The organism is Colwellia sp. M166, assembly GCF_024585285.1.
Classification (GTDB): Bacteria; Pseudomonadota; Gammaproteobacteria; order Enterobacterales; family Alteromonadaceae; genus Cognaticolwellia.
In genome coordinates this window covers 1036181-1050297 of the sequence record NZ_CP040755.1, presented here as the reverse complement: position 1 = coordinate 1050297, position 14117 = coordinate 1036181, and the positions used below count along the sequence as shown (strand labels likewise).

Genomic DNA, 14117 nt, shown 5'->3' with positions numbered 1-14117 from the left:
TGTGCTGCTTGTTACCTGCATGAAGTTCGACTGTTGCTTAGTATTTGGAATAAATAATGTTAAATCGACTCAGTATTAAATTATTAGCCCCCACTTTTTTCGTTGGAATATTTAGCATTATGGCAATAACGCTACTTGTCGACAGTGTGAGTAAATTCACAGTGCTGATATTAGTCTCTGTTATGGTGATTGTCCAAGCGATAATAGGTTATTTATATACTGAGAAAAAACTTACTCAGCGTCTGGTGATGTTGCAACAGTTTATTAATCAGGTTGCCAGTGTTGATGAAGCACCTAGCAAGCTGGCGAAAGATAATAATCAAGACGATTTAGCAAAAGTAACCAATGATTTATCAACATTTATTGCTAATTTAGCCGATGTTATTCGGGAGATACGTGCTGAATCGGAAACATTAAAGCAAGGCTCTGCGTCGTTAACCATACAGATGAATGATTCAGTTGCTGCAGTTGATGAATCTGCTAATCAAATTGAACAAATGGCCAACTCAATTGACCAAGTCGCTTTAACATCAGCGACACTTTCAGACAGTGCAATGCAAGTCAGTGAAACAACCAGTCAGGTTTTAGCTATTTTAGCGCAAGGAACCAGTGCTTCAAATACCAGTCAACATACGGTTGAAAGCTTTGCTGATGAAGTTACGGTCATGGCTGCAGGTTTGGCACAATTACAAGCAGAATGTTCACGAATTGGCACAGTGCTAGAGGTTATTCGTGGTATTGCCGATCAAACCAACTTATTGGCGCTAAACGCGGCGATTGAAGCTGCACGAGCCGGTGAGCAAGGCCGAGGTTTTGCGGTTGTTGCTGATGAAGTCCGGGCGTTGGCCCATCGTACACAAGAATCGACAGTTGAAATTCACTCAATGGTTGAAGGATTACAAGAAAAGTCGACTAACGCGGTTAACGCCATTAGCAGAGGGCAAAGCTTATCTCAAGAGAGCTTAACTCATTCAGAGCAAGTGGTCGATGCACTTCAACAAATTGGTAAAGTATTTTCTGAAGTTGATACATTAACCTCGCAAATTGCCCAAGGAACGAGTGAGCAACAACAATCAACAGCATCGATAAACGATAACATGTCTATAGTGGTGAAACTAAGCCGAGATCTTAACAGCAGCTTGTTGTCAGTCGCAGAGTTGGCAGAATTACAACAACAAACGGCAGTGGACGTTGATACAACATTAAATCGCGTTTGTGTTTAATGGTTTATTATTTTTAGGTGAATATCGCTGATTTTTATATCGAGGAAATCAACGATAATATTCAGGATACTGTAGCTTAAACTCATTGATAATCTTCTTAAATTCACCACTCTCATACATAGCTTTTGATAACTCGGCAAACTTAGGCTCGAGATGGGCGACTTTAGATTTTTTTGATAGACCTGTAAACAGCAAAGAAGCATGATCTAACTTCACGACTACCTCTTCAATCCTATGAACTTCATCGTTTATATTTTTAATTTTGTCTAAATAAAGAAAGTCAGTTGAAATAAACACATCGACTTTACCCGCGACTAACACCCGAATGGCAGCGTCGAGATCACTGACATAAACCTTTTCTAAATAATCATCAGGGGCATTATCAAATTGCTTAAACTGCTTAATGTCTCTGAGTACCGCTACTTTTAAACCTTTCAGATCTGAGAAAGTACTAATGTTTTTAAGCTTGCGATTATTAACGTAAAATAATTTTTCATTCAATGAACCATAAGCAAAGAGGTGGGCAAATTTTCGTCGTTCTGGCGCATCTAATAAACCAGACATGAGATCGACCTTACCCGCTTCTAACATGGCCAAACAACGCCAAAAAGTATTGTTTTCTGTAAAGCGAATAGTAAAGCCTAGTTTTTCAAAAAAATAACGGGTGACGGCAATGTTTTCGCCCATAGGATTTTGGTTGGAAGATATAACTTGATATGGGGGGTAATGAGAAACACACATAGTCAGTTGTTTATTCTCATTGTTATCTATGCTTTCTGCTTGTGCTAAGCACGAGATAATGAGCAGGCTTAAGATGAGTACTTTTAACAATAGCGCACCTGAGATAGCGATAAATAATGAGTCTATCTAGCCTAAGATAATTTACCAGGCAAGTAAACACAATAAATAATATGTTATAAAGCTGTCACTGTACAGACGGTGATGTCTGTTATAATTTTAAGGTCAGAGTTTTAAGGTCAGAGTTTTAAGGTCAGAGTTTTAAGGTCAAAATTTTAAGTTTGAATTATAGCAAGTGTATTTAGCTACATGTCAAGAATACACTTGCTATGACTTAAAGGTGATAAAATATCGTTTATTGAGTGGCTAGCCTTGTTGGTAATATTGTCGACTTCCATCCGTTTGCTGACATAAATCGCTTAAAGCATTCAAACTGCGTGTAGTCATGCGGTGCACAACATCTGCATCAAGCTTGATAATCTGTTGATGTTTTACCGCCGGTAATATTGGCCACTTCTGCCAAGTATATCCTTCTTTATCAGCTTGATTTTCAGATAAAGGCTGAATAATAATTTCGGCATGAGTTTGTAATATTTGTTCAATATTGACTTGCGGATATCTAGCATCAGATTGATAGAAGGGGTTACTAATGCTACAAATATCTAAAAATTGTTGTGGCCAGCTGCCTTTGGCAATGGTAGTTAATGGTCGAGACCATACTTCATAAAATCCGGTAAGTGGTTTTTTCTGCCCATATTGTTGTTTAATTTTTGCTAAGTCAGCTAGAAATTTACTTGCCACCTGTTCAGCTTGTTCGCTGTGGCCAGACAACTTCCCGAATAAACGTAGCTCTTTAGCAACATCATCAAAGGTATTTGGCTGAGAGTATACGACATTAAAACCAAGCTGTTTGATACGCGCTAAATCATCACTAGGGTTACCACTTTGCCAGGCAATAATAAGATCGGGCTGCAATTCAATGACCCGTTCAAGTTGAATACGTAAAGAATTACCTATTCTTGGTATCTCCTGTGCGGCGAGTGGGTAATTAGCATATTCGGTTGCAGCAATAATTTGCTCACCAGCACCGATATCAAAGAGCATTTCAACAATATGAGGCGCCAAGGCAATGATACGTGGTTTGTTTGGCGTGGTTTCTGTACTATTTTCTTGTGCGTTTACGCCAAAAGTTAAGCAGAGAAAAATCATAGCTAGAGAGTGAGTGAATTTCATTTAGATTCCATTTTTTAGAGTGTTCTTGGTTACCAATCAATACCTTTTTGCGCTTTTATACCATTATCAAAGGCATGTTTAAGTGGTTGTACTTCACTGACGGTATCGGCAAGTTCAATAATGCTACGATGACAAGCTCGGCCAGTAATAATGACATGTTGCATAGCAGGTCGATTGACGATGGCTTCAATCACTTCATCTAAATCTAGATATTTGTACGACAACATATAAGTTAACTCGTCAAGTAAAACTACGTTGATACTCTCATCTTTCAATAAGCGCTTGGCTTCTGCCCAAACTTTAGTTGCTGCTGCGATGTCTTTTGATTTATCTTGAGTATCCCAAGTAAAACCCGTTGCCATCACGTGAAATTCAACACCATTATTTTCCAGTAAATTACGCTCTCCACATTCCCAATCCCCTTTAATAAATTGCAAGGCCGCAGCAGTGTAGCCATGACCAACTGCGCGGGTTAGCGTACCAAAACCTGATGTTGATTTACCTTTACCATTGCCGGTAATTACAATAAGTAAGCCACGCTCTTCTTGAGCTGAATTAATGCGTGCATCAACTTTGTCTTTAATACGTTGCATACGTTCTTGATGTTTTTGGTTTTTGTCTGCATCTGTTGTCATAATTTTTATCCTGTTTTACGGGTGCGATACATGATCGCTAAAAAGAAAATACTGCCGATGGCTGAAGTAATAATACCAATAGGAATTTCTACGGTACTGAGTGCACTACGGGCTAAAACGTCGACCCAAACTAAAAAACAGCCACCAACCAAGGCAGAGCCGACAATTAATGGCATGGTGGTTACGCCGACAAGTTGTCGTACAATATGTGGGATCATTAAGCCAACAAAGCCAATACCGCCACAGTAAGCAACGATGGTGGCGGTGACTGCGGCACATAAAGCCAGTAAGATGATCCGTAATTTATCAACATTAACCCCGAGACTTGCCGCACTCTCGTCACCTAATAACAGTGCATCTATTTGTCGGTGAAAAGCAAAGATGGTAATTAATGTTAGTAATACCATGATACTAATCAAATAGAAGTGAAACATTTCGACACGGGTTAAACTACCCATAAGCCAAAAAATAACTCGATTGGTGGCAAAGGGATCACCTAGGTAAAGAATGAAATGGCTAATTGAACCAAGCATGAAAGATACCGCAACACCGGTTAGCAGTAAATGATTCATATTGCGAAGTAGGGTCGCGATACCAAAAACAATTATTACCGAAAATAAAGCGCCTAAAAATGCTGCTAATGGTAGCGCAAGCATTTGTTCTTCATTTAATACTAAGGTGGCGATGGTTGCCCCTAGGCCGGCGCCCGAAATAATACCAAATAAGTAAGGATCAGCAAGCGGGTTGCGGGTTACATTTTGTAAAATTGCGCCAGCACAAGCTAAGCCCATTCCTGCGACTAGACCGACTAAAACTCTGGGGATGCGTATTTGCCAAATCACCATATCATGCATGGGGGATGCACATTCATTAACCACACACTGAAATATATCGAGGCTGGTAATGGTCGCTGGACCAAAAGTAATTGACATCACTATAGAAAACAAAGTTAAGATGATCAGGCCAGAAAAAACCCAAGCATTTTTACCTTTAATAGTACGAAAAATATTCACGAAAGCTTACCGATATTGTTACGGGATAAATTGGGTTTGTGGCTGAACGTTGCGTCAGGTGCAGGGTAAAAATAGACTCGCGGGATGCCACTATGTTGAGCGTCATCTCGATGGCAAGGTAAACCAAAAACACTTGTTAAGACATCAGGCGTTAGCACCTTATCAACGCTACTGTTACTGACTAAATCACCTTTATCTAAGAGTAGTAATCTATTGCAGTACTGTGCTGCAAGATTGAGATCATGTATGGTCATGATCACGGTAATATTTAAAGCCTTAATTAATTGTAATATTTGATGTTGATAGAATATGTCTAAATGATTAGTGGGTTCATCTAATACTAATATTTTGGCTTTCTGTACCAAAGCTTTAGCAATCAATACTCGTTGTTGTTCACCGCCAGATAAAGTATTGAAGAATTTATTTTTGCTCGTTGCTAAACCTACTTTGTCTAACGCTAGCAGAATTTCTTTTTTATCAACGTCGTTGTCACGAGCAAATAGCGCTTTATAGGGCAGTAAGCCCATTCTTACTACGTCATAAACTTTTAAATCAAATATAGGAGGTGATTTTTGTACCACTAAAGCAAAGGTTTGTGCTAATTCATGTGGTTTATATTGACGGATACTTTTATTTTTTAGCTTTATACACCCTTGCCAGTTTTTATACTGATTTAATAAACACTTAAGCAACGAAGTTTTACCTGCACCATTGGGTCCTATTATGCCAATAATATCGCCACGGTTAATATCAAAAGTAATGTTGTTCAGGATCACTTGTTTGTCAACTGTCCAAGATACTGCTTTAACACTGAGTAATTTTGACATCAAAAATAGCCTAATATTAACATCTGGTGAATATTGGATAATGTTCCTAAGTATGTTTTCATTGCTACCTAAACGTTAACGCAAAAGTTTGTCGGGGATAATGTTATTTATTCGGGTGCTGAAAATAGGATACGAAGGTCTTTTAGACAGTGTAACTCACGTGTATTCCCGCACGGTGTTAACATTATTAGTGTTATTACAAATTTTGATACTAGGTGTCCTGACTTATAACTTTGAATAATAAAGCTATTTACAGTTGCGGGTACAGTCACGGCCTTTAACCATGTTCCCTATAAATTAACCTAAAGTTGATCTATGATCATCAAATACTTGGTTAAAGATATCATACAATATGAAGCTGATTTTACGGTTAAGTATGCCGCTTTACAACGAAAATCGTCAAGCAACATGAAGGGCGGGTCAGGGCGGATAATAAAAAAGGAGCTAATGCTCAATGCCGATCAGTTAAGAAAATGACCTGTTGACCGATCCAAACGATCATGCAAAATCCGTAGTTAGGAAACTAACTACGGATTTTTTTTGTGAATATAGAACAAGCACTGCAAGCAACACTTGAAGAAAGCAACCGATACCATACCTTTGAAAAATTATCAGAAATTCTTGACCCTGAAATCATTGAACAAGGCTTTCAACAAGCAGGGATTGCTACCGTTCGTAAGCGAAGGTTACCGCTTGAGGCTGTTTTGTGGTCAGTCATTGGCATGGCATTATTTCGAAAAGAATCGGTTTGGAATATCGCCAATAAGCTAGATATCATGCTACCTGGCAAAAACCAACTCGTTGCTCCAAGTGCAATGGTACAAGCGAGACAAAGGTTAGGTGATGACGCCGTTAAACAGGTTTTCAATAAATCTGCTCAATCAATGTATAAGCAACAGTCATTCGAAACATGGAATGGTTTGAATCTATTAGCGGTTGACGGTGTTGTGTGGCGAACAGCCGACACGCCTGACAATCGTAAAGCATTCTCTTCTGGTAGCAACCAATATGGTGATACAGCCTTTCCTCAAATACGCATGGTCTGTCATATGGAATTGACCAGCCATCAACTACTCAGTAGCGAGTTTGATAACTATAAAACCAATGAGATGAAATTAGCTGAGCGTTTAATTGAACGTACACCAGATAATTCACTAACTATGTTTGATAAAGGATATTATTCTTTAGGCCTGTTAAATCGTTGGCACCAAACTGGGAGTATGAGGCACTGGCTGATACCAGCAAGGCCCGACTTACAGTATGAAATCATCTCTAGCGCGGGTAAAAATGATCATATCATTGAATTGAAAACAACCAAGCATGCACAAAAAAACTTTCCCGATGTTCCTGAAACGATTAAAGCGAGATTAATCAGTAAAACAATCAAGGGCAAAAGCTACCGTATATTGACCTCGATGACGGATAGATTGCGTTTTCCAGGCAATGAAATTGTTGAATTATACTGTCATCGTTGGGAGATAGAACTTGGATTTCGAGAAATCAAAAAAACCATGCTTGATAGCGCATACCATTTGAGAAGTAAGCGTCCAGACATGGTACGTCAGGAGCTATGGGGTGTGTTACTCGCCTATAATTTAATACGAAGAATAATGACGATGGCAGCGACAGTCACAGGGATATGGCCTAACCAGCTTAGTTTTTCTAGCAGTTCGATGGCTGTCATTCAGTATTTCTCATCAATATCTATAATGAGTCCAGGGAACATTCCAATACACTGGCAGCACTTACTCAATACACTGGTCTTATTTAAGCTTCCAACTAGACGAGAAGATAGAAGATATCCCCGATGGGTGAAGCCAAAACCATCTAAGTATCCCCATAAAAAAGAAAATGCCAGTCAGCTTAACTGACTGGCATTGAGCTAATGCTCCTTTTTTATATTTTAGTATTGCTTTTACAATCGTATTTTTAACGCTTACATTATTCGCGTTAAGTTATGATTAGAGCAAAAACTACCAGATTTTAACGCGTTTTTCAGGTGCAATATACATATCGTCACCTTCTTTTACGTTAAAGGCACGATAAAATTCAGGCATATTAGACAATGACCCTAAAGCACGGAATTCACCGGGTGAATGCGGGTCAGTTGCTACACGGTTACGTAATGATTTTTCAACCATTTTGCCACGCCATACTTGCGCAAAGCCCATGAAGAAACGTTGATCGCCAGTTAAACCATCAATAACCGGAGCTTCTTTACCATTTAATGACGCTTTATAAGCTTTATAAGCGATAGTCACACCTGATAAGTCACCGATGTTCTCACCTAATGTTAAAGAACCATTGACGTTTAAGTCTTCAAATACCGCGTAGTTGTCGTATTGAGCTACTAAGTTATCAGCACGTACTTTAAAAGCGGCTAGATCTGCTTCAGTCCACCAATTACGCATGTTGCCGTCACCGTCATATTTACTACCTTGATCATCAAAACCATGACCCATTTCATGACCAATAACAGCGCCAATGCCACCGTAGTTTACTGCGTCATCGGCATTTAAGTTAAAAAATGGTGGTTGTAAAATAGCTGCTGGGAAAACAATCTCATTTTTTGTTGGGTTGTAATAAGCGTTAACCGTTTGCGGTGTCATACCCCATTCTTGTCTGTCGATTGGGCCACCAAGTTTAGCGACTTTTTTCTGGTGAGCAACTGTGCCTGAACGCATTTGGTTGCCAACTAAATCATCGTTTTTAATAACAAGGGCAGAGTAATCTTCCCATTTGTCAGGGTAACCAATTTTAGGATCAAAGCTGGCTAATTTGACATGTGCCGCTTTTTTTGTGGTATCTGACATCCATTCTAATTCGTTAATGCTTGCACCGTATGCACTGCGCAAGTTTTCAACTAATTGTGTCATACGTACTTTAGCTTCAGGTTTAAAGTGACGGCCTACATAAACTTTACCTATCACTTCACCTAGATTGCTATTAACGACTGCAACACCACGTTTCCACATTGGACGCTGTTCTTCACGGCCACTTAATTGCTTGGAATAAAAGTCAAAGTTTTCGTTGTCTAGTGCTGTCGTTAGTGAGCTAGCGAAATTACTTAGGGTGTGAAATATTAAATAAGTTTGCCAATCAGCTAATGAGGTTGCCGCGAATGTTTCACCAAAACCTTTGACAAATGATGGTTGGTTAACAATAAGATCTTTCTGGTCAGCAACGCCTTGTGCTTCAAGGTAAGCTGTCCAGTTAAAAGCATCAGTTACTGTCTTTAAATCTGCAACATCAAATTTGTTGTAGCGCTTTGTGCTGTCTCGAGATTCAACTTTCGACCAATGATAGCCCGCTAGTTTGGTTTCAAGTGCCATAATAGTTTGCGCAGCAGCTTTACCATTTTTTAGCCCGGCTAAGTTAAACATATTTTCAATGTGAGCTAGGTAACCTTGACGTAATTTTTCAAAACGTTCGGTTTCATTAAAATAGTAGTCTTTATCTGGTAAACCTAAGCCACTTTGCCATACATGGGTGGCATAACGTGTTGAGACTTTTGCATCAACATTGATATAAAAGGCGAGCGGGCTACCAACACCAATTTTTTGATTTTTACCAAAAAATGTTGCTAAATCATTTTTATTTTTTAAGTTATTAATGTCGTCAAGTATCGATTTTACCGGTGCAATACCGGCGGCATCACGGGCTTCTGTATCCATAAATGAACGGAATAAATCGGCAACTTTTTGTTCATCGCTGCCCATTTTTAGATTTTTAGTTGCCGCGAGTTCTTCGATAATGGCTTTGACGTTATTATCAGCTTCATCACGTAAGTCGTAAAATGAACCAATTGAAGTTTTGTCGCCAGGAATTTCATTTGCATTTAACCACGTACCATTAACATAGCGGTAAAAGTTATCTTGTGGACGAACAGATAAATCCATGTTCGCTTTATCAATACCTGATGCTAAGGCGGTTTTTTGCATTATTGGTGCTTCAGTGGTTGTTTTTGTACTGAGGTCATTACTACACCCAGCAATGAACAGTAAAGATGTGCAAACTGCACCTGTTATTATATTCTTCATTTTATACTCACGATTTAATTTATATTGGACTGTAAAGCTTTGATTTAAAGCAGACGATATTAAAGCCAATCTTTGATACTTACTAGGCTAACGTCCGTTTTTATAACAAATTATTAACTTTTTCTTGTATGTAAAAATTTACAAAAAACAAAATATAACGTTATTAAGGCATTAGCGTTACGATAATTTGTAACATTTTCCCCTAATAGCCGTTTTTAAGCGATTGTTATGCTGATTAATGCCGCGAGTTAATTATTGAATGTTTTTATTTTACAACAGCTTAATTTTGTTGTTCAGCATTTTTAGTTAAATGTCTAAAAGTTCATAAAGTCAGGAGCTATATGCTTATCAGCTGTGTTATTATTTTAGGCAAAATAATCTTGGTGTTATAACCATTTTCAATAAAGAAAGAGTTCATGTTTCAACCTGTTAGTGTTTACATTGGCTTAAGGTACAGCCGCAGCAGCCATGGCAAAGGCTTTGTTTCCTTTATCACCTTCTTTTCAATAATCGGCATTGTACTGGGTGTTGCTTCCTTAATTACCGTTGTTTCTGTAATGGATGGACTAGAGCAGGAGCAAAAAAGGCGTGTGCTTGGTTTAGTGCCTCATGTGTTAATGTCTTATCAAAAAACACATATCACTAATTGGCAAACGTTACAGCAAGATATGCTCTCGCTCCCCAAGGTTAATAACGTCACGCCTTTTCAAGAAAGTGAAGCGTTAATTCAATCAAAAAAATCCCTGCAAGGGGTTTTAGTGCACGGCATTATGCCCAAGTTTGAACAACATAATATTATTAATAGTTCAATGGTTTCAGGGCAATTAGATAGCTTAGATAACGTGCCCTTTAGCATAGTGTTAGGACAAGCGTTAGCACGTAACTTAAAGGTGAACTTGGGGGATGAAGTACGCTTAACCTTACCTAATAAAACCTTGTTTACCCCTATGGGGCGTGTTCCTGTGCACCGAACCTTTACTATTGTTGGTATTTTTAATGTTGGCTCTCAGGTTGATGAAGCAATGGTTTATATCAATATTAAAGATGGCGCAAAACTACATCGAAAAAAAGGTGATGGTGTTAATCAATTACGATTATATCTTGATGATGCTTTTCATGCTCAAAATGTTATCTCACAGTTGTCAGCAAAATATCCTAATTACCAGTTTGTTAGTTGGCAAGAAAGCCAAGGTGCATTGTTTGCTGCGGTTAGTATGGAAAAAAATATGATGTGGTTAATGCTAAGTTTAATTATTGCTGTGGCAGCTTTTAATATTGTTTCAGCGTTAGTGATGGTGGTTATCGATAAGCAAGGCGAAATCAGTATTTTACAAACCTTAGGTTTAGATCGTAGCGGGGTAGTAAAGATTTTTATTACTCAAGGTTTAACTAATGGGCTTTGGGGCGTTGTCTTGGGTGTCACATTTGGCGTGTTATTGACCTTAAATTTAAATAGTATACTTAGTTTACTCGGCGTTACTCTCTTGGGCGTCGGGCAGAAGTTACCGATTGCTATCGATGCTTTGAATATTGTTATTATTGTTATTTCAGCTTTGGCGATGAGCTTTATTGCCACCCTCTATCCAGCTTATCGAGCAGCACAAACTCAACCCGCTGAAGTGCTCAGAAATGAATAGTAAGGTAACGAATGCAATGGCAAATGATTGTAATATTAACTCGGTAAAAAAGAGCACAAAGATGAGCGCTAATGAAAACAGTATCACGCCTGAACTTCCCTTGAGTTTTGAGTGTCGTCAGTTAAGTAAGTCTTACCAACAAGGCCCTATTTCGACTCAAGTATTATCCAAGCTTGATTTGGCTGTTAAAGCTGGAGAGCTAGTTGCTATTGTTGGTAGTTCGGGCTGTGGTAAAAGCACATTTTTACATTTAGCAGGCGCATTAGATACACCAAGTGCTGGCGAGGTTTATATTAATGGTGTCAATATTCATCAACTTTCCGAAAAACAAAGAGCAAAATTTCGTAATCAGCATATTGGCTTTATTTATCAATTTCATCATTTGATGATGGAATTTAGCGCCGAAGAAAATGTTGCCATGCCGCTATTAATACGTGGTGATAAACCCAAAGATGCGCTTGTTCAAGCGAAAGCTATGCTTGAACAGGTTGGCCTATCGCACCGAAGCCATCATCGGCCTTCAGAATTATCAGGTGGTGAACGACAGCGAGTTGCTATTGCGCGCGCCTTAGTGACTAAACCCTCATTGATTTTAGCTGACGAGCCAACGGGAAATTTAGATTTTGATACTGCTGAACAAATTTATCAGTTACTACAAGAGTTAAACCGTACGGTTAATACCAGTTTTGTTATCGTAACTCATGATTTAACTTTAGCTGCAAAAATGGACCGCCAATTGCGTTTAGAGCATGGATACCTCAAGCCATTAGCTGACATTACCCCAAGTCAGGTTGTTCAAACTCAGAATGAACAACGCCAAGCTGAGGATGATTAAGTGCTAAAACCGTTAAGTGTATTTATCGGCTTGCGCTATGTTCGTAGTCGTCAAAGAAAGGGCTTTTCGTCATTTATATCAGCGTCATCCACCATAGGTATTGCTATTGGAGTCACGGTACTGATTGTTGTGCTTTCAGCGATGAATGGTTTTGAACGAGCGCTGGCAACGCATTTACTGTCTGTTGTGCCTCACGGCGAGGTGGTGGCGGTTAATGAGCCGATTAATCAATGGCGAGAAAATGTCGCGAAAATAGAGCAAAATCCAGGCGTTTTAGCAGCGGCTCCGTTTATAAAAACTCAGGGTATGATGCAGAAGTCAGCGGCACTTAAAGGTGTTGAAATACGTGGTGTTGACGTAATGTTAGAACAAAAAGTTTCTGCCATCTCAAGTTATATAACTGCAGGTAGCTGGCAAGATTTGACTCGTGATAACGCGGTAGTTATCGGTGCCGGAATTGCGCGTAAATTGTCATTACAGGTCGGTGATAACGTACAGTTATTATTACCGCCTGCCGATTTAACTACTCAGTCGGGTAATAAAGTACAGCAATTTCCTGTGCCCACTAGGCAGCCAGCAACGATTGTCGGCGTGTTTAAATTTGGCGGCACTATAGATGACAGCCAAGTTTTTATTAATTTAGCAAAAGCAGGGCAATTGCTAGGTTATCAAGCGGACGAAGTTCAAGGTATTCGATTAAAAGTGCGTGATGTTTTTGCAGCCCGACAAGTGGTACATGATGTCGCATACGGTTTTGATTTTTATGTATACATGCTGGACTGGACACGTAGCCACGGGCATTTATTTAATGATATTCAATTGGTGCGCTTGGTGATGTTTATTATCTTAGTGTTAGTTATTGCCGTGGCGAGTTTTAATATAGTATCGACGTTAATTATGGCGGTAAATGAAAAGAAATCTGATATTGCTATATTGAAAACCATGGGAGCAAAACCGAGTACCATTATGGCAAGTTTTATGTTTCAAGGGCTAATGAATGGTATTGTTGGCTGTATACTTGGCGCCGGTTTGGGAATTTTAATATCGTTAAATTTAACAGAGATTATTCGTGCTATGGAGTCTACACTTTCCGTGGAGTTTTTATCTGCCGATGTTTACTTTATTGATTACTTACCAACACTATTGCGTCAGCAAGATGTTATTAATACCGTGACTACTGCTTTAGTGATGAGTTTATTAGCGACTATCTACCCGGCATGGCGAGCAACAAAAGTTGAGCCGGCACAAGTGTTAGGGCAATCCTAATGAATAATCTTAAACACAAACCCAGTTCAGATTCAGATGAAACATTAACTTTGGGCTAAATAAAAGATAAGTAAAATAAAAAATCAGACTTCAAGTCTGATTTTTTTATTGAAAATTAGCTCATTAATATTTTTTGGGTGAAACTTAATCTCGTCGTGTTTGACGATTTTTCCATTCTTTTGCGACAGAAAAACGCCATAAGGTGTTTATGATCAAATAGCCTAAAATAGAAAAAATAGTAGCAAGCACGCCACAACCAAGAATAAACGCAGGGCCAATAGTTGAAATACTTTCAACTAACCATTGCCAGCTCGCTTCAAAGGCAAATTGTTTGGTGGGTACACCAACAATCCAGGTACCGACTAAATAGCAAAAATAGAAAATAGCCGGCATGGTCAAAGGGTTAGTGATCCAAACAAGAGCAACAGATAAAGGTAAGTTTGCATGTACTATAATAGCAAGACCAGCAGCTAAAACCATTTGAAATGGTACAGGGATGAAAGCAAAGAATAACCCGACAGCAAATGCTTTACTTACCGAACGGCGGTTAAGATGCCACAAATTAGCGTTATGCAGTAGCGTACCGAAAATTTGTAAATGCTTGTTGTTTTTAATCGTTTGATGATCTGGCATCAGGCGTTTAATCATTTTTTTCGGCATAAGTTTACTT

Annotated in this window: 12 protein-coding genes and 1 riboswitch; of the genes, 5 read left to right on the top strand and 7 right to left on the bottom strand. The window is 38.9% G+C overall.

Annotated elements, in window-relative coordinates; all coding sequences use genetic code 11:
• Positions 1–56: 56 nt before the first annotated feature.
• Positions 57–1223 (top strand): methyl-accepting chemotaxis protein, encoded by a 1167-nt coding sequence (locus FGD67_RS04790; RefSeq protein ID WP_257173925.1) that lies wholly within the window; start codon positions 57–59, stop codon positions 1221–1223.
• 48 nt (positions 1224–1271) lie between these two features.
• On the opposite strand, the gene FGD67_RS04785 is transcribed toward FGD67_RS04790, so the two are convergent.
• From FGD67_RS04785 to FGD67_RS04765, 5 genes are all read right to left on the bottom strand, one after another.
• Entirely contained in the window at positions 1272–2054 is a 783-nt protein-coding gene (locus FGD67_RS04785) for an ABC transporter substrate-binding protein (protein WP_257173924.1), read from the bottom strand.
• 273 nt (positions 2055–2327) lie between these two features.
• Positions 2328–3194, bottom strand: a complete 867-nt coding sequence (locus FGD67_RS04780; RefSeq protein ID WP_257173923.1) for a cobalamin-binding protein — start codon at positions 3192–3194, stop codon at positions 2328–2330.
• A 29-nt stretch (positions 3195–3223) separates the two neighbouring features.
• Positions 3224–3829: a cob(I)yrinic acid a,c-diamide adenosyltransferase gene (gene cobO, locus FGD67_RS04775; RefSeq protein WP_257173922.1), complete on the bottom strand. Its 606-nt coding sequence runs from the start codon at positions 3827–3829 to the stop codon at positions 3224–3226.
• A 5-nt stretch (positions 3830–3834) separates the two neighbouring features.
• Entirely contained in the window at positions 3835–4842 is a 1008-nt protein-coding gene (locus FGD67_RS04770) for a FecCD family ABC transporter permease (protein ID WP_373567841.1), read from the bottom strand.
• On the bottom strand, positions 4839–5669 hold the full coding sequence (locus tag FGD67_RS04765; RefSeq protein ID WP_257173921.1) for an ABC transporter ATP-binding protein: 831 nt from the start codon (positions 5667–5669) through the stop codon (positions 4839–4841). The genes FGD67_RS04770 and FGD67_RS04765 overlap by 4 nt, the downstream gene beginning before the upstream one ends.
• Positions 5670–5861: 192 nt before the next feature.
• A riboswitch (cobalamin riboswitch) is annotated at positions 5862–6008 on the bottom strand.
• 203 nt (positions 6009–6211) lie between these two features.
• Between FGD67_RS04765 and FGD67_RS04760 the strand changes: the two genes are divergently transcribed.
• A complete protein-coding gene (locus FGD67_RS04760; protein WP_373567839.1) occupies positions 6212–7540 on the top strand; it encodes an IS4 family transposase in 1329 nt (442 codons plus the stop codon).
• 102 nt (positions 7541–7642) lie between these two features.
• Here FGD67_RS04760 and FGD67_RS04755 read toward each other — a convergent pair whose 3' ends face one another.
• Positions 7643–9709, bottom strand: coding sequence for a M13 family metallopeptidase (locus FGD67_RS04755; protein WP_257173920.1), 2067 nt, complete (start codon positions 9707–9709; stop codon positions 7643–7645).
• A gap of 416 nt (positions 9710–10125) precedes the next feature.
• On the opposite strand from FGD67_RS04755, the gene FGD67_RS04750 reads away from it, so the two are divergent.
• From FGD67_RS04750 to lolE, 3 genes are all read left to right on the top strand, one after another.
• Positions 10126–11346, top strand: a complete 1221-nt coding sequence (locus FGD67_RS04750; RefSeq protein ID WP_257173919.1) for a lipoprotein-releasing ABC transporter permease subunit — start codon at positions 10126–10128, stop codon at positions 11344–11346.
• Positions 11347–11407: 61 nt separating this feature from the next.
• Positions 11408–12181 carry a lipoprotein-releasing ABC transporter ATP-binding protein LolD gene (gene lolD, locus FGD67_RS04745; RefSeq protein WP_257175065.1) on the top strand — a complete coding sequence of 258 codons (774 nt, stop codon included), beginning with the start codon at positions 11408–11410 and terminating at the stop codon, positions 12179–12181.
• The gene (gene lolE, locus FGD67_RS04740) at positions 12182–13447 is read left to right on the top strand and encodes a lipoprotein-releasing ABC transporter permease subunit LolE (protein ID WP_257173918.1); all 1266 of its coding nucleotides are present in this window, start codon (positions 12182–12184) and stop codon (positions 13445–13447) included.
• Between the two features lie 144 nt (positions 13448–13591).
• Here the strand turns inward: lolE and FGD67_RS04735 are convergent, their stop codons facing one another.
• Positions 13592–14107: a DUF2062 domain-containing protein gene (locus FGD67_RS04735; protein ID WP_257173917.1), complete on the bottom strand. Its 516-nt coding sequence runs from the start codon at positions 14105–14107 to the stop codon at positions 13592–13594.
• Positions 14108–14117 lie beyond the last annotated feature (10 nt).